Below are 15,080 nucleotides of genomic sequence, written 5' to 3' on the forward strand. Positions count from 1 at the left end.
TTCCTTGTCGAAAAGGGATAATTGCCGATCAAGTCCGGGGTGACGATCCTGCTGGCGTCGCTTATCGGTCGAAACCGGCCGCTCGCGCACCGATTTTCCGGGCATGTTCGGCGCACGCAAAGGGGCCGCCGGAGCATGGCTCCGGCGGCCTTCGCATTTCAGGGCAAGGACGTCACGCCGCGGGCGGCACGCCCTTGTAGCTGTCGGTGCCGACCCAGCCGCGTTCGGACACGTCGACCATCACGCTTTCGGGGCCGGTCATCTTGTATTCGGCATTGTCCTTGGCGGGATTCTTGCCGAGGCCCTGCGCCAGGTTGACGTCGTGGCGCGGGGCATAGCCCGAATTCTCGAACCGCGCGACGACGTCGTTGATGTCGTCGCACTGGAAACCGATGTGATGCAGCCCGGTATAGCCTTCGGGGAACTCCATCCCCGCGGCGGGGCGGTTCTTGAAGCAGAGCAGCGCAATGTTGATATGGCCGTCGGTCACATAATAGCCGCGCGCGTTGCGGCTATCGACCTTGCCGGCGACGGTCCAGCCGAGGACGTCGGTGAAGAAGCCGACCGCATGATCGGGGTCGGCGGAAGCGATCGCCACATGGCGCAGGCGGGTGGTCATGTCTCGGGCCTTTCTGTTGGCAAGGAAATCAGGTGCCGATGCGGATCGGTGCGACGAGGTCGTTCAGCGTCGCGACGATGCTCTGCGCGGTGATGCGGCCGGTGCCGGGATTCTCGTCGGTCGGGATATTCTCGATCCCCAACTCCAGCCGCGCGCTGTCCGAATCGACCACGATGCGGTGCGTGTTGCGTTCGAGCGCGGGGTCGGCCCAGATTTCGAGCCGGGTGCGTTCGGGGCCGACGCCCGCCATGCCGAGCGCGGCAGCGACGTTGACGTTGGCAGGAAAGGCGATCGCGCCCTCGCGCGCGCTGCCCTCGAAGATCTTGAGCGGTTCGGTGATCGCGGTGAGGTCGATCCTGTTGCGCACGACATGCTCGGCCTTGATCAGCGACTTGACCGGCTTGCGCGTTACCATCGTGACCGAGTGGATCGTGCCGACCGCCGCCGCGCGCACCGCGTCGAGCCCGAGCAGCGCGCCGGTCGCCAGGATCAGCCGCCCGCCGTGCGCGCGCGCGACGTCGGCGGCCTCGGGCCATTGCATCAGCGCCGCGCCGCTGACCGTGACCAGCGTCTTGCCGGCGCGCAGCGTGGTTTCGGCGATCTCGCGGAAGGCCGCGGTCGGGGCGCTGTCGACGACGACGTCGGACAGCGCGACCAGTTCGGCGGTGTCGACGATGGGAACCGGCGTCTTCAGCTGCGCCATCGCTGCTTCGGCGCGGCTGCGGTCGCCCGCCGAAACCGCCGCCAGTTTCAGCGGCAATTCGCTTGCTTCGATATGGCGCGCGACCACGCGGCCGATGGTGCCGAATCCGGCGATGCCGATGTTTTTCATGCCTGCCGCGCTAGGGCGGCGCTGCTATATAGGATAATATCCTTTGGCCGCCTTGATATCGTGAAAAGGATATAGAGCCCTGTGCTCTAACTATGCGCCGTCTCAATCCGTTCGTGTCGAGCGAAGTCGAGACACCCATCGACCAAGCGCTATCCCGATGCGTGTCTCGACTTCGCTCGACACGAACATGACGGGCGGGCGTGGATAAAGGCTCGATACTCTCGGCTTGCGTTTTACCGGCTATCTATTTTCGGTTATAGAAAAACTCATTTTCCATCTTTGACTGCATATCCCGGACTCCCCACAAGCATTGCCGATCTTTGGGGAGGACCGATGCACGCGCTTTTGAATCCGGAACTGCTGACGCTGGCGGCGATGATGCTGCTGACCGGGGCGGTCGGCGGCGTGATCGCGGGCATGCTGGGCGTCGGCGGCGGCATCGTTATCGTGCCGGTACTCGACCTCGTGCTCGCCGCGCTCGGCGTCGATCCGTCGGTGCGGATGCATGTCACGGTTGCGACCTCGCTGGCGACGATCATCCCGACCGCCATTTCCTCGTCGCGCGCGCACGAGGCGAAGGGCGCGGTCGATCATGTCCAGCTTCGCCGCTGGGGCATCGCTATCTTCCTCGGCGCGATCGCGGGGGTCGTCCTCGCCTCGCGCGTGTCGGGCGACGTGCTGTCGGCGGTGTTCGGCATCGTCGCGCTGCTCGTCGCGATCAAGATGCTGTTGCCTCTCGAAGGCCGGCACATCGCCGACGCGATGCCGGGCGGCGTCGGCGGCCAGCTCATCCCCTTCGGAATCGGCGGCGTGTCGAGCATGATGGGGATCGGCGGCGGCACGCTCAGCGTGCCAGTGATGACGCTGTTTGCCATCCCGATCCACCGCGCGGTCGGCACTGCCGCACTGTTCGGCCTGATGATCAGCGTGCCCGCGACCGTCGCCTTCGTCATTGCCGGCTGGAACGTCCCCGGCCTGCCGCCGGGCAGCCTCGGCTACGTCAACCTGATCGGGCTTGCGATCATCGGCCCGGCGACCTTTGTCACCGCGCCGCTGGGTGCGCGCATCGCGCACGCGCTGTCGAAGCGGCAGCTCAGCATCCTGTTCGGCCTGTTCCTCACCGTCGTCGCGGTGCGGATGCTGCTCCGGGCCTTCGGCTGAGATGCGATGCGCGCTGCCCTTGTTTGCCCGCTCGGTCGCCGCGCGGCTCTTGCGCGGATCGGCGCCGGTCTCGCGCTCGTCCGCGCCGGTCCCGCGCTCGCCGGCGCTTTTGGAAAGAAAGAGAAACGCATGACCTGGTTCGCCCTTGCCACCCGCGCCGCCGCCGAAGGGCCGCGCCCGATGATCCAGGTCGGCGGCGCCTTTCACGACCTGCACGATGCCGCGGCGACGCATGGCTTCGCGGCCGTCGCGGGCGACGTCACCGCGATCGTCCGCGACTGGGAGGCGCGGCGTGAGGGGCTGTTCGCGCTCGCCCGCGCGCTCGAAGGCGCCACCGGCGGAATCGACGCGCCGACGCTCGCCGCCCCGTTCGAGCCGCGCCGCATCTTCGCCGCCGCGTCCAACTTCATCGAGCACGCCGAGGAGATGCAGACCAAGCTCGCCGCCAAGGCCGAGAGCGAACCCTATATCTTTCTCAAGACGATCGAAAGCGTCGTCGGTCCCGGCGATACCGTTACCGTGCCGCCGCAGGTGTCGCGCCCCGACTGGGAGGTTGAACTCGGCGTCGTTCTCGGCCGGTCGGGCAAGAATGTCCCGGTCGATGCCGCGCACGATCTGATCGCCGGCTATACGATCGTCAACGACGTGTCGGCGCGCGACCGGACGCGGCGCAGTGACTTTCCCTTTTCGCACGACTGGTTCCGCGGCAAGAGCTTCGAAAGCTTCACGCCGCTCGGCCCGGTATTCGTGCCGCGCGACTGCCTTGGCGACCCGCACGCCATCCGCCTCGGCCTCAAGATCAATGGCGAGGCGATGCAGGACGGCAACACGTCCGAGATGATCTTCGACATCTACGAACAGATCGCCTATCTCTCGACGATCCTCGAACTCAGGGCAGGCGACCTGATCGCCTCCGGCACCCCCGCCGGGGTCGGCATGGGACGCGGGGTGTTCCTGAAGGACGGCGACGTGATGGACGCGTGGGTCGATGGGATCGGCGAACTGCGCAACCCCGTCTCCGCGCCGCATCTGCCGCGCGCATGACCGAAAGAGTCGCCTTCTCGCGCCGTGCGCTGATCGTGCCGCTGCTCGTCGTCGCGGGCATCGCGGCGCTGACCCTGTGGAGCGCGTTCGGCGGCATGGCGCCGCGCACCGCGCCGCAGGACGAGGGCGCGCGGCCGGTCCGCTTCAACATGGCGTGGCTGCCGCAGGGCAGCATGGCGGGCATCTTCGTCGCGATCGACAAGGGTTATTTCGCTGACGCCGGCCTCGCCGTCGAACCCGTGCGCGGGTTCGGGGGGATGCGGACCGCGAACGAACTCGATCAGGGCATGTTCGAATTCGCCTATCTCGACCCGCTGTCGGTTACGCTGAGCCGTGCCAAGGGCGGCAAGGTGCGGATGATCGGCGGCATCAACATGCGGCTTCCCGCCGGCGCCTGCTTCGTGCGCGAGCGCCACCGCGTCGAACGGCCCGCAAACCTTGCCGGCCTGCGCTTCGGGGCAGGGCAGAGTTCGGCGATCCAGGCGCTGTTGCCCGCATGGCTCCGCGACAATGGCGTCGATCCCGCCCGCGTTGAGCAGATCCAACTCGACCCCGCGATCGTCGTCTCCTCGCTGGTCGAGGGGCGGATCGACGCCGCCGAATGCTGGCTCGGCAATTCGATGGCGCTGTTCGACAAGGCGGCGAAGGCGAAGGGTGTCACCGTCGGCCGCATCGCCTATGCCGATTTCGGGCTCGACGTCTACGGCAGCGGCTTCGCGGCGCGCGATGCACTGATCGAGAAGGACCCTGAGCTGGTGCGCGCCTTCCTGAAGGCCGCCTATCGCGGCTATGCCGACGCGGCGCGCGACCCGAAAGCCGCGCTGGCGATCATCCGCAAATCCTATCCGCTGCTCGACGAGGCCGTCACCGAACGCCAGATCCGCGAGACCGCCGAACTGATGGCGGCCGAGGGCGGCTCGCATCGCCTTCGCCCCGAAAAGATCGAGCGCACTGTCGCCACCCTGCAGGCGAGCGGCCAGCTTCGGGATTTTGACCAGAGCGCACAGCTCTTCACCAACGCCTTCGTGCCCATGGGGAACCAGCCATGACCGATCCCGCTTTCTATCGCCCGCGCCCGACGCGGCTCGGCCATCTCGTGCTCAAGGTGCGCGACATCGACCGCAGCCTTGCCTTTTACACCGAAGTCGTCGGGCTGGAGGTGTCCGACTGGATTGACCACAACATGGTCTTTCTGCGCGCGGGCACCGATCATCACGATCTCGCGCTGCTCCAGCTTCCGCCCGGCCATACCGGCATCCCGGACGGTCATTATCCGGCGGTCGAGCATTTCTCCTATCGCCTCGAAACGATCGCGGAGATGGAGGCGGTCGCGGCGATGCTGGTCGCGCGCGGCATCCCGATCGACCGCGGCATCGGCAAGCATGGGCCGGGGGCGAACAGCTTCCTCGTCTTCCGCGATCCCGACGACAACAATGTCGAATTCTATACCGACATGACGCAGATCGACGCCGACCATCCCTATACGGCGTCGGTGTGGGACGGGAAGGACCTGGAGACCTTCGACCGCTGGCACCTCGACCGCTTTCTGGTGCCGCCCCCGGCGCGCATTCAGGCGCTGCTCGACAAGGACGACGGCGCATGACGCGCGCGCCGTTCGGCCGCGATGCCGCGATCAGTGCGGGCTTCTTCTTCGCGCTGGGGCTGGCGTGGGAGTTCGGCGTGCGCTGGTCGGGGGTCGCCTCCTACCTGCTGCCGCCGCCGAGCGCGATCCTGGGCGAGCTTTGGCAGTCGCGTAGCCCAATCCTGGCGCAGAGCCTCGTCACGCTGACCGAGGTGTTCTGGGGCTTCCTCATCGCGGTGGCGCTGGGCGTGCCGATCGCGGCGCTGATCCATTTCTCGCGCACCGCGAAGCGCACCGTCTATCCGCTGTTCGTCGCGCTCCAGTCGATCCCGAAGATCGGCCTCGCGCCGCTGATCGTCGTCTGGTTCGGCTATGGGTTGGCGTCGAAGCTGATGATGGCGTTCCTCTTCGCCTTCTTCCCGATCATCATTGCGACATTGGGCGGGCTCGCCAGCACGCCCGCGCATCTGGAGGAGCATTTCCGGGCGCTGCGCGCGACGCCGATGCAGGGCTTCTGGCGGCTGCGCGTCCCCGCGGCGCTGCCAAGCTTCCTCGACGGGTGCAAGGTCGCGATGCCGCTCGCGGTGATCGGCGCCGTCGTGGGCGAGTTCGTCGGGTCGAACGACGGGCTCGGCAACCTGATCCTCACTGCCTCGGGCTCCGGCCACACGACGCTGACCTTCGCGGCGCTGATCGCCGTCACGGTGCTGTCGCTGCTTCTCTTCTACGGCGTCGCCTATTGGGAACGCTTCATCTGGTGGCGGGCGGCATGAGCGCGGTGATTTCCCTCTCGGGCGCGGGCAAGCTGTTCGGCGGTCGCCGTGTTCTCGAAAACGTCAGCGCAGAGATCGGCGCGTCGGAGTTCGTCTCGATCCTTGGCCCCTCAGGTTGCGGCAAGAGCACGCTACTGCGGCTGATCGCAGGCCTCGTTCCCTTCGAGGAAGGACATATCCGCTTCAACGGCGCGGATGTCACGGCACCGTCGGCGGATATGGGCTTCGTGTTCCAGACGTCGAACCTGCTGCCGTGGCTCAATGTCCGCGACAATCTGCTGCTCGGCGTCGACCTCGACCCGGCGGCGAAGCGTCCCGACGCGGCGGCGCTGGCCGATCTGGTCGAGACGCTGGGCCTGACGGGGTTCGAAGACAGCCATCCGCATCAGTTATCGGGTGGGATGCGCCACCGCGTCGCGATCGGCCAGGCGCTCGCGCGCGGGCCGCAGGTGCTGCTGATGGACGAACCCTTCGGCGCGCTCGACGCCTTGACCCGCGACCGGCTCAACATGGAACTGCTGCGCATCTGGCAGCGCGACCGCAAGACGGTAGTGCTGGTCACGCACAGCATAGCGGAGGCCGTGCTGCTGTCCGATCGCGTGCTGGTGATGTCGGAACGGCCGGGGACGATCGTCGAGGATGTCCGCATCGACCTGCCGCGCCCGCGCGACCCCAGCGTCACGCGCGAGAACCCGGCGTTCGGCGACTATGTCGTGCGGCTCAGCAAATTGATGGGAGTAGCATGATGGACAGCGGTGTGCTGGCGACTGCGGGCGCCGAACTCTATTGGCAGGCGCAGGGCGAAGGCCCGGCCGTCGTGCTGGCGCACGGCATCGGCGGCAATCACGCGATCTGGTATCGGCAACTCGACGCGCTGTCGCGCTCGAACCGCGTCATCGCCTTCGACCATCGCGGCTTTGGCCTGTCGCGCGATATCGACGGGCGCGGGCGCGATGCCTTTGTCGATGATCTGACCGCGCTGCTCGACCATCTGGGCGAAACCAAGGTCGCGCTCGTCGGCCAGTCGATGGGGGCGGGCACCTGCATCGGCTTCGCGCACCGCGCGCCCGACCGCGTCGCGGCGCTGGCGGTCTGCGACAGCCTGCACGGCATCGAAGAGAGTGCCGGGGTCAAGGCGCTCATGGACGCCGCGCGCGCGACGACCGCCGCTATGGACCAGATCGAGCGCGTGCTGGGCGCGGGCGCGCCGCGCGAACTGGCGGTGCTCTATCGCCAGATCGCGAGCTTCAACGCCGTCGACCGCCACAGCCTGACAGGCAAGTTTGCGGCCCGGCCCGCCGCCGATCTGGGCGGCAAAGGCTTTCCCGTGCTGTTCCTGTGCGGGTTCGACGACATCCTCTTTCCCGTCGAGGCGATGCGGCTGGTGCAGGGCGAGGTTCCCGGCTCCTTCCTCGTCGAGATCAACGACGCCGGTCATTCGGCTTTCCTCGAACAGCCGGTGCAGTTCAACGACACGATATTGTCGCTGCTCCAGATGGCGGGCCATGTCGGCCAGTCCGGCCCCGCGCACAGCAACGCTGCCGGCTATGTACCGGTAGGAGGCGCGGCATGAGCGCCTATCCCTTCGCCGACCGGCCGGTCCTGAATTATGTCGACGGCGCCTTCGTCGAGGGTGACGGCTGGTTCGACAATGTGAATCCCGTGGACGGCCGCGTCGCGGGCCGCGTGTCGCTCGCCAGCCGCGACCTCGTGGACCGTGCCGTCGCGGCGGGCCGCGTAGCGCTCAAGGGGCCGTGGGGCCGAATGTCGCAGGCCGAACGCTGCAAGCTGCTGATCCGCGTCGCCGAAGGGATCGAGGCGCGCTTCGACGAATTCGCGGCGGCCGAGATCGCCGACACCGGCAAGTCGCTGCATCAGGCGCGGACGATCGACATTCCGCGCGGTGCCGCCAATTTCCGCGCCTTCGCCGCGCTCGCCGAAGCACGCGCGATGCCGAGTTTCCGCACCGACCTGCCCGACGGGCGCAGCGCGATCAACTATGCGATCGCGCGCCCGCTCGGCGTCGTCGCGATCGTCTCGCCGTGGAACCTGCCGCTGCTGCTGATGACGTGGAAGGTCGCGCCCGCCCTCGCCTGCGGCAATGTCGTCGTCGTCAAGCCGAGTGAGGAGACCCCCTCGACCGCAACCTTGCTGGCCGAGGTGATGGACGCGGCGGGCGTGCCGCCGGGGGTGTTCAACCTCGTCCACGGCTTCGGCGCCGACTCGACGGGTGAGTGGCTGACCGCCAATTCCGATATCGACGCGATCACCTTCACCGGCGAATCGGCGACGGGCGGCGCGATCATGCGCGTCGCGGCGGCGGGCGTGAAGCCGGTCTCCTTCGAACTGGGCGGCAAGAACGCCGCGCTGGTCTTCGCCGACTGCGATTTTGACGAGGCCGTTGCGGGGGCGGTGCGGTCGGTCTTTTCCAACTGCGGGCAGGTGTGCCTGTGCACCGAACGCATTTATGTCGAGCGCCCGATTTTCGACCGCTTCGTGAAAGCGCTGGCGGAACGCGCGGAAGCGCTGACCGTCGGCGACCCCTGGTCGGGCGCCGACATGGGGCCGCTGATCTCGCACGGCCACAGGGAAAAGGTGCTCTCCTATTATGCGCTCGCGCGTGAGGAAGGCGCGATGGTGGTGACCGGCGGCGGCGTGCCCGACCTCGACGGCGCGCTCGCGGGCGGCGCCTTCGTTCAGCCGACGATCCTCACCGGTCTCGGGCAGGAGGCGCGCTGCGTGCGCGAGGAGATTTTCGGCCCCGTCTGCCACATCGCGCCGTTCGACAGCGAGGAGGAAGCCGTCGAACTCGCCAACGATACCGACTATGGCCTTGCCGCCGCGATCTGGACGCGCGACGTGGGCCGCGCGCACCGCGTCGCGGCGCAGATGGAAACGGGCATCGTCTGGGTCAACGAATGGTTTCTGCGCGACCTGCGCACGCCGTTCGGCGGCATGAAGCTGTCGGGCATCGGGCGCGAGGGCGGCGAGCATTCGCTGAACTTCTATTCCGAGCCGACCAACATCTGCGTGAAACTGTGAGGGACTGAAATGGTGGACATCAGCGCAATCGCTGCGAGGCTCGACGCCGCCGCGCAAAGGGCGGAAGCGATCCCGCAGATCACGGGCGAGACGGGCGAACTGCCGCTCGCCGACGCCTATGCCATCCAGCGCGCCGCGATCGACCATCGGCTGGCGCGCGGGGCGACGCTCGTCGGCATGAAGATGGGCTTCACCAGCGAGGCGAAGATGGCGCAGATGGGCCTCAAGGACCAGATTTGGGGCCGGCTCACCTCCGACATGGTCGTCGTCAACGGCGGCGCGATCGATCGCGCGCGCTTCATCCACCCTCGTGTCGAGCCCGAGGTGGCGGTGCGCCTGAAGGCGCCGCTGGCGGGCGAGGTGACACGCGAAGAGGCGGTCGCGGCGGTCGATGCGGTCGCGGCGGCGCTCGAGATCATCGACAGCCGTTACGAGAATTTCCGCTTCGCGCTGGGCGAAGTGGTCGCGGACAATGCATCGTCGTCGGCCTTCGTGGTCGGCCCGTGGCTCGCCGCCGACACCGACGTTTCGGATGTCGCAATGGAGATGCGTGTCGACGGCGAAATTGCCGAGACGGGAACCAGCGCGGCGATCCTTGGCGACCCGATCCGCTCGCTGGTCGCGGCGGCGCGGCTCGCGGGCGCGGCGGGCCTCACGCTTCAGCCCGGCTGGACCGTGATGCTCGGCGGCGCGACGGCGGCGGCGGCGATCGGCGAGGCGCGCACCGTGTCGCTCGATGCCGGGCATCTCGGCCGCGTCGGCTTCACCATCGAAGGAGGCGCGGCATGAGCGGCAGCGCCCAAAATGGAGGGGGCAGGGTGATCCCCGGCAAGGCGCGCCCGCGCGGCCGCTTTCCGCATTATCGTCGCGCGGGCGATTTCGTCTTCGTCTCGGGCACCAGTTCGCGCCGCGCCGACAACAGCTTCGCCGGCGCTTCGGCCGACGAATATGGCACCGTCAGCCTCGATATCGCCGAACAGACGCGCGCGGTGATCGAGAATATCGGCGCGATCCTCGCCGACGCGGGCGGCTCGCTCGCCGATGTCGTCGACGTGACAAGCTTCCTCGTCAACATGAACGACTTCGGCGGCTACAACGTGGTCTACGCCGAATATTTCGACGAAGCCGGTCCCGCGCGCACCACCGTCGCGGTCCACCAGCTTCCCCACCCGCACCTGCTGATCGAGATCAAGGCGACCGCCTTCATCCCGCGCGCTTCGACACAAGGATGACGCCCATGCTGACCTATGGCCTGCCCTTCAACTTCCGCCAGTGGATCGAGGATCATCGTGACGTGCTGAAACCCCCGGTCGGCAACGCGCAGATCTGGGAGGATGCCGACTTCATCGTCACCGTGGTCGGTGGTCCGAACCAGCGCACCGACTATCATGTCGATCCGCTCGAGGAGTTCTTCTACCAGCTCGAAGGCGACATGAACCTGCGCCTGTGGACCGAGGACGGCCCGAAGGACATGCCGATCCGCGAGGGCGACATTTTCCTGCTCCCCGCCTATGTTCCGCACTCGCCGCAGCGCCCCGTCGCGGGCAGCGTCGGTCTCGTCATCGAACGCAAGCGCCCCGACGGCCTGCTCGACGCCTTCCAATGGTATTGCGACGATTGCGGCCACATCGTCCACCGCGTCGAGGTTCAACTCCAGAGCATCGTGCGCGACCTGCCGCCGCTGTTCGAGGCTTTCTATGCCAGCGAGGAACTGCGCACCTGCGGCCATTGCGGCACGGTCCATCCGGGCAGGCACGCGCCGGCAGCGGACGTCGGCTGAGCCGATCTTCGAATCCGATTCCCCGCCCCGTTCGTGTCGAGCGAAGTCGAGACACCCGTCGACCTTGCGCTTTGCTGATGGATGTCTCGACTTCGCTCGACACGAACGGATTCAAGATGGCCGTCAGTTTATGGCACGGCCTTTAACCGCCTTTTTGAAAAAGCAAGCGGCTATTGATCGATAAACTCGATCAGCGTCGGGGGGAATTCCAATTTCCGTTCGCGCGCGCCGGGCGCTAGACAGGGGCCTTCCGAACAACCCAGCAGGAGGCTCTCATGTCCGTTCTCAATACCACGCTCAAGCCCTTCAAGGCCACCGCCTACAAGGATGGCAAGTTCGTCGACATCAGCGACGAGGATGTGAAGGGCAAGTGGGCGGTCTTCTTCTTCTATCCGGCCGACTTCACTTTCGTCTGCCCGACCGAACTCGAAGACCTCGCCGACATCTACCCTACCCTCCAGCAGATGGGTGTCGAGGTCTATTCGGTGTCGACCGACACGCATTTCTGCCACAAGGCGTGGCATGACACCTCGCCGGCGATCGGCAAGATCAATTATTATATGGTCGGCGACCAGAACCACACCATCTCGAACAACTTCGAGGTTCTGCGCCAGGGCGTCGGCCTCGCCGATCGCGGCACCTTCGTCCTCGATCCGCAGGGCGAAATCCAGCTCCTCGAAATCACTCCCGAGGGCGTGGGCCGCAACGCCGCCGAACTGCTGCGCAAGATCAAGGCGCTGCAATATTGGGTCAGCCACCCCGGCGAAGTCTGCCCGGCGAAGTGGGAAGAGGGCGAGGCCACGCTGGCTCCCTCGCTCGACCTCGTCGGCAAGATCTAAGCCCAAAACAACGCCGTGTGTCCCCGCGAAAGCGGGGACCCGGAGCGTCTGGCCGCAATGCTGGCATGGCTTTGCTCCGGGCTCCCGCTTTCGTGGGAGCACATGGATGTTTTTCAGATTACAGGAACTCTCCCCATGCTCGACGCATCGCTCAAGCAGCAGCTTCAGGCCTATATGGCCAACATCCGCGAACCGATCGAACTGCTCTCGTCGCTCGACGACGGCCCGAAGTCGGCCGAGTTGGCGGGCCTGCTCGACGAGATCGCGTCGCTGTCGGACAAGGTCAGCGTGGCGCGCACCGACGATGACGCGCGCCGCCCGAGCTTCCTGATCCGCCGCGTCGGCGCGCCCGATGTGGCGGTGCGTTTCGCCGGCATCCCGCTCGGCCATGAATTCACCTCGCTCGTCCTTGCGCTGCTGCAGGTCGGCGGCCATCCGTCCAAGGCCGCGCCCGAACTGCTTGATCAAGTCCGCGGGCTCGACGGCGACTATCATTTCGAAACCTATTTCTCGCTGTCGTGCCAGAACTGCCCCGACATCGTGCAGGCGCTCAACCTGATGAGCGTCCTCAACCCGCGCATCACGCACACCGCGATCGACGGCGCGCTGTTCCAGGACGAGGTCGAGGCGCGCCAGGTGATGGCGGTGCCGACGATCTTCCTGAACGGTGAGACCTTCGGCCAAGGCCGCATGGAACTGGAACAGATTCTCGCGAAGCTCGACAGCGGCGCCGAGGCGAAGGCGGCCGAGAGGATCGCCGCAAAAGACCCGTTCGACGTCCTAGTCATCGGCGGCGGCCCCGCGGGCGCCGCGGCGGCCATCTACGCCGCGCGCAAGGGCATCCGCACCGGCGTCGCCGCCGAACGCTTCGGCGGACAGGTGCTCGACACGATGGCGATCGAGAATTTCATCTCGGTCACGCACACCGAGGGGCCGAAGCTCGCCGCGCAACTGGAACAGCACGTCAAGGAATATGACGTCGACATCATGAACCTCCAGCGCGCCGAGGAACTGATCCCGGCGAAGCGCGAGGGCGGGCTGCATGAGGTGCGGCTGGCGAACGGCGCGTCGCTGAAGGCGCGCACCGTGATCCTGTCGACCGGCGCGCGCTGGCGCCAGATGGGCGTGCCCGGCGAGGACGAGTATCGCAACAAGGGCGTCGCCTATTGCCCGCATTGCGACGGGCCGCTCTACAAGGGCAAACGCGTCGCGGTGATCGGCGGCGGCAATTCGGGGGTCGAGGCGGCGATCGACCTCGCCGGGATCGTCGCGCATGTGACGCTGATCGAGTTCGACGCCGAACTGCGCGCCGACGCCGTGCTCCAGCGCAAGCTTGCGAGCCTGCCCAACGTGCGGATCATCACCTCGGCCCTGACCACCGAGGTGCTCGGCGATGGCGGCAAGGTGACGGGCCTGTCGTACAAGGACCGCAACAAGGACACGCTGCACCAGGTCGAACTGGAGGGCATCTTCGTCCAGATCGGCCTTGTCCCCAACACCGAATGGCTGTCGAGCGCGATCAGCCTGTCGCGGCGCGGCGAGATCGAGGTCGACCATCGCGGCGAGACGAGCCAGCCCGGCATCTTCGCGGCGGGTGACTGCACCACCGTGCCCTACAAGCAGATCGTCATCGCCATGGGCGAAGGGTCGAAGGCGGCGCTGTCGGCGTTCGACTACATGATTCGCCTGCCCGCCGAAGCGGAGGTCGAGGTCGCCTGATACGACGCGGAGGCGGCTCGTCTCCCTATAGGCACTCTTCGTCATTGCGAGCGGCAAAGCCGCTCGCAATGACGAAACGATTCAATCCACAGGCATCGGAGCTGCGCCGCGCCTCGCATCGAGCCACGCCGCGAGCCGATGTACGTCATTCTCGCCGAACAACAGCCCCAGCTTGCTGCGCCGCCACAGGATGTCGGGGGGGGATTGGGCCCACTCTTTTGCGCACATCCACTCACATTCGGCCGCCGACAGGCCGTGGGCGATTTCGCCGCCCAGCGCGTCCCAGTCGCCCGCGTCGCCCAGCCAGCGGCGCGCGTCGGTGCCGTAGGCGCGGGTGATGCGCTCGACCGTCGCGGCGGGCAGGAAGGGGTGCGCGAGCTTATATTCCGCGACAAGCGCCGCGGCGCCGTCGGTCGCGAAATCGCCGCCTGGCAGCGGCGCCTTGCCGGTCCAGCGCCGGCCCGACAGCGCCTCGACATGCGCGGCGAGTTCGTCGACCGCATGTTCGGCGACATGGCGGTAGCTGGTGATCTTGCCGCCATAGATGGTGAGCAAAGGCGCGCCCTCGTCGCAATCGAGGTCGATACGATAACCGCGCGTCGCCGCCTCGGGGCGGCCCGATCCGTCCTCGACCAGCGGCCGCACCCCCGAATAGGTCCAAACGACATCGGCGGGGGTGATCGCGGTGCGGAAATAGAGGTTCGCGCCCTCGCACAGATAGGCGATCTCCTCGGCGCTCGCATGGACGTCGGCCAGCGGCCCGTCATGGTCCTGGTCGGTCGTGCCGATCAGCGTGAAATCGCGCTCATAGGGAATGGCGAAGAAGATGCGCCCGTCGGGAAGCTGGAAGAAATAGGCATAGGGATGGTCGAACAGCTTCGGCACGACGATATGCGACCCGCGCACCAGCCGCATCTTGTAATCGGGCGGGGCCGAGGCGCGGTGCAGCACGTCGAGCACCGCCGGCCCGGCGGCGTTGACCAGACTGCGCCCGGTGAAGCGATAGGCGCGCCCGCCTTCGCCCGTCGCCTCGACCACCCACAGACCGTTCTCGACGCGCATCAGGTCGGCGTGCATCCGCGTGCGGACCCGCGCCCCCCGGTCGGCGGCGTCGCGCGCGTTGAGCAGCACCAGCCGCGCATCGTCGACCCAGCCGTCCGAATATTCGAAGCCATGCACATATTGCGGCTGGAGCGGCGCGCCCGCCGCGTGCCGCCGCAGGTCGACCGAGCGCGTCGCGGGAAGTTTCCGGCGCCCGCCGATATGGTCGTAGAGGAACAGGCCGAGCCGCAGCAGCCAGCGCGGGCGCAGCCCGTCGCGATAGGGCAGCACGAAGCGCAGCGGCCGGATGACGTGCGGCGCGATGCCCCACAATATCTCGCGTTCCTTCAGCGCCTCGCGCACCAGGCCGAATTCATAATGCTCCAGATAGCGCAGCCCGCCGTGGATCAGCTTGGTCGAGGCCGACGAGGTGCCCTGCGCCAGGTCCCCCGCCTCCAGCAGCAGCACCCGCGCGCCGCGCCCGGCCGCATCGCGCGCGACCCCGGCGCCGTTGATCCCGCCGCCGATCACGATGACGTCATAGGGCGGCGGCACGGGGTCGGTCATGCATCGGGTCTTAGAGGGGATGGCGGCCGTGTTGAACCCTTTTCCACCTTCCTCTTCAGAGGCGACTATGTATTTTGCACA

General features: G+C 67.1%; 16 protein-coding genes. 13 read left to right on the forward strand and 3 right to left on the reverse strand.

What is annotated here, in order from left to right:
* Window positions 1-172: 172 nt before the first annotated feature.
* Both SGR02S_RS16180 and SGR02S_RS16185 read right to left on the reverse strand, forming a co-directional pair.
* Window positions 173-619 (reverse strand): VOC family protein, encoded by a 447-nt coding sequence (locus tag SGR02S_RS16180; protein WP_067112222.1) that lies wholly within the window; start codon window positions 617-619, stop codon window positions 173-175.
* A gap of 28 nt (window positions 620-647) precedes the next feature.
* On the reverse strand, window positions 648-1,451 hold the full coding sequence (locus SGR02S_RS16185) for an aspartate dehydrogenase (protein WP_067112225.1): 804 nt from the start codon (window positions 1,449-1,451) through the stop codon (window positions 648-650).
* A gap of 333 nt (window positions 1,452-1,784) precedes the next feature.
* Here SGR02S_RS16185 and SGR02S_RS16190 point away from each other — a divergent pair, with 333 nt between their 5' ends.
* From SGR02S_RS16190 to ahpF, 13 genes are all read left to right on the forward strand, one after another.
* Complete coding sequence (locus SGR02S_RS16190) at window positions 1,785-2,612, forward strand: sulfite exporter TauE/SafE family protein (protein ID WP_067112228.1); 828 nt, start codon at window positions 1,785-1,787, stop codon at window positions 2,610-2,612.
* Between the two features lie 129 nt (window positions 2,613-2,741).
* Window positions 2,742-3,656, forward strand: coding sequence for a fumarylacetoacetate hydrolase family protein (locus SGR02S_RS16195; protein WP_067112266.1), 915 nt, complete (start codon window positions 2,742-2,744; stop codon window positions 3,654-3,656).
* On the forward strand, window positions 3,653-4,705 hold the full coding sequence (locus SGR02S_RS16200; RefSeq protein ID WP_067112232.1) for an ABC transporter substrate-binding protein: 1,053 nt from the start codon (window positions 3,653-3,655) through the stop codon (window positions 4,703-4,705). Before SGR02S_RS16195 ends, SGR02S_RS16200 begins: the two co-directional genes overlap by 4 nt.
* Window positions 4,702-5,259, forward strand: coding sequence for a VOC family protein (locus SGR02S_RS16205; RefSeq protein WP_067112235.1), 558 nt, complete (start codon window positions 4,702-4,704; stop codon window positions 5,257-5,259). Before SGR02S_RS16200 ends, SGR02S_RS16205 begins: the two co-directional genes overlap by 4 nt.
* Window positions 5,256-6,011: an ABC transporter permease gene (locus SGR02S_RS16210; RefSeq protein ID WP_067112238.1), complete on the forward strand. Its 756-nt coding sequence runs from the start codon at window positions 5,256-5,258 to the stop codon at window positions 6,009-6,011. The genes SGR02S_RS16205 and SGR02S_RS16210 overlap by 4 nt, the downstream gene beginning before the upstream one ends.
* The gene (locus SGR02S_RS16215) at window positions 5,978-6,757 is read left to right on the forward strand and encodes an ABC transporter ATP-binding protein (RefSeq protein WP_255211505.1); all 780 of its coding nucleotides are present in this window, start codon (window positions 5,978-5,980) and stop codon (window positions 6,755-6,757) included. The genes SGR02S_RS16210 and SGR02S_RS16215 overlap by 34 nt, the downstream gene beginning before the upstream one ends.
* Window positions 6,754-7,584, forward strand: coding sequence for an alpha/beta fold hydrolase (locus tag SGR02S_RS16220; RefSeq protein ID WP_255211506.1), 831 nt, complete (start codon window positions 6,754-6,756; stop codon window positions 7,582-7,584). Before SGR02S_RS16215 ends, SGR02S_RS16220 begins: the two co-directional genes overlap by 4 nt.
* Window positions 7,581-9,053, forward strand: a complete 1,473-nt coding sequence (locus tag SGR02S_RS16225) for a 2-hydroxymuconic semialdehyde dehydrogenase (protein WP_067112247.1) — start codon at window positions 7,581-7,583, stop codon at window positions 9,051-9,053. Before SGR02S_RS16220 ends, SGR02S_RS16225 begins: the two co-directional genes overlap by 4 nt.
* A 9-nt stretch (window positions 9,054-9,062) precedes the next feature.
* The gene (locus tag SGR02S_RS16230) at window positions 9,063-9,842 is read left to right on the forward strand and encodes a 2-keto-4-pentenoate hydratase (protein WP_082797197.1); all 780 of its coding nucleotides are present in this window, start codon (window positions 9,063-9,065) and stop codon (window positions 9,840-9,842) included.
* Window positions 9,839-10,285: a RidA family protein gene (locus tag SGR02S_RS16235; protein ID WP_067112251.1), complete on the forward strand. Its 447-nt coding sequence runs from the start codon at window positions 9,839-9,841 to the stop codon at window positions 10,283-10,285. The genes SGR02S_RS16230 and SGR02S_RS16235 overlap by 4 nt, the downstream gene beginning before the upstream one ends.
* The gene (locus tag SGR02S_RS16240) at window positions 10,282-10,833 is read left to right on the forward strand and encodes a 3-hydroxyanthranilate 3,4-dioxygenase (RefSeq protein WP_255211507.1); all 552 of its coding nucleotides are present in this window, start codon (window positions 10,282-10,284) and stop codon (window positions 10,831-10,833) included. The genes SGR02S_RS16235 and SGR02S_RS16240 overlap by 4 nt, the downstream gene beginning before the upstream one ends.
* Before the next feature lie 275 nt (window positions 10,834-11,108).
* A complete protein-coding gene (gene ahpC / locus SGR02S_RS16245) occupies window positions 11,109-11,672 on the forward strand; it encodes an alkyl hydroperoxide reductase subunit C (RefSeq protein WP_067112257.1) in 564 nt (187 codons plus the stop codon).
* Between the two features lie 135 nt (window positions 11,673-11,807).
* The gene (ahpF, locus tag SGR02S_RS16250) at window positions 11,808-13,391 is read left to right on the forward strand and encodes an alkyl hydroperoxide reductase subunit F (RefSeq protein ID WP_067112260.1); all 1,584 of its coding nucleotides are present in this window, start codon (window positions 11,808-11,810) and stop codon (window positions 13,389-13,391) included.
* A gap of 81 nt (window positions 13,392-13,472) precedes the next feature.
* On the opposite strand, the gene glpD is transcribed toward ahpF, so the two are convergent.
* Window positions 13,473-14,999 carry a glycerol-3-phosphate dehydrogenase gene (gene glpD, locus SGR02S_RS16255; RefSeq protein WP_067112263.1) on the reverse strand — a complete coding sequence of 509 codons (1,527 nt, stop codon included), beginning with the start codon at window positions 14,997-14,999 and terminating at the stop codon, window positions 13,473-13,475.
* Between the last annotated feature and the right edge of the window lie 81 nt (window positions 15,000-15,080).

This window comes from Sphingopyxis granuli NBRC 100800 (assembly GCF_001591045.1).
GTDB lineage: Bacteria > Pseudomonadota > Alphaproteobacteria > Sphingomonadales > Sphingomonadaceae > Sphingopyxis > Sphingopyxis granuli.

What these genes read in the sequence shown, in the direction of transcription:
- SGR02S_RS16180 (WP_067112222.1), bottom strand. Translation starts at nt 619, where the DNA reads ATGACCACCCGCCTGCGCCATGTGGCGATCGCTTCCGCCGACCCCGAT.
- ahpF (WP_067112260.1), top strand. Translation starts at nt 11,808, where the DNA reads ATGCTCGACGCATCGCTCAAGCAGCAGCTTCAGGCCTATATGGCCAAC.
- SGR02S_RS16235 (WP_067112251.1), top strand. Translation starts at nt 9,839, where the DNA reads ATGAGCGGCAGCGCCCAAAATGGAGGGGGCAGGGTGATCCCCGGCAAG.
- SGR02S_RS16225 (WP_067112247.1), top strand. Translation starts at nt 7,581, where the DNA reads ATGAGCGCCTATCCCTTCGCCGACCGGCCGGTCCTGAATTATGTCGAC.
- SGR02S_RS16200 (WP_067112232.1), top strand. Translation starts at nt 3,653, where the DNA reads ATGACCGAAAGAGTCGCCTTCTCGCGCCGTGCGCTGATCGTGCCGCTG.
- SGR02S_RS16210 (WP_067112238.1), top strand. Translation starts at nt 5,256, where the DNA reads ATGACGCGCGCGCCGTTCGGCCGCGATGCCGCGATCAGTGCGGGCTTC.
- SGR02S_RS16230 (WP_082797197.1), top strand. Translation starts at nt 9,063, where the DNA reads ATGGTGGACATCAGCGCAATCGCTGCGAGGCTCGACGCCGCCGCGCAA.
- ahpC (WP_067112257.1), top strand. Translation starts at nt 11,109, where the DNA reads ATGTCCGTTCTCAATACCACGCTCAAGCCCTTCAAGGCCACCGCCTAC.
- glpD (WP_067112263.1), bottom strand. Translation starts at nt 14,999, where the DNA reads ATGACCGACCCCGTGCCGCCGCCCTATGACGTCATCGTGATCGGCGGC.
- SGR02S_RS16240 (WP_255211507.1), top strand. Translation starts at nt 10,282, where the DNA reads ATGACGCCCATGCTGACCTATGGCCTGCCCTTCAACTTCCGCCAGTGG.
- SGR02S_RS16220 (WP_255211506.1), top strand. Translation starts at nt 6,754, where the DNA reads ATGATGGACAGCGGTGTGCTGGCGACTGCGGGCGCCGAACTCTATTGG.
- SGR02S_RS16195 (WP_067112266.1), top strand. Translation starts at nt 2,742, where the DNA reads ATGACCTGGTTCGCCCTTGCCACCCGCGCCGCCGCCGAAGGGCCGCGC.
- SGR02S_RS16205 (WP_067112235.1), top strand. Translation starts at nt 4,702, where the DNA reads ATGACCGATCCCGCTTTCTATCGCCCGCGCCCGACGCGGCTCGGCCAT.
- SGR02S_RS16185 (WP_067112225.1), bottom strand. Translation starts at nt 1,451, where the DNA reads ATGAAAAACATCGGCATCGCCGGATTCGGCACCATCGGCCGCGTGGTC.
- SGR02S_RS16190 (WP_067112228.1), top strand. Translation starts at nt 1,785, where the DNA reads ATGCACGCGCTTTTGAATCCGGAACTGCTGACGCTGGCGGCGATGATG.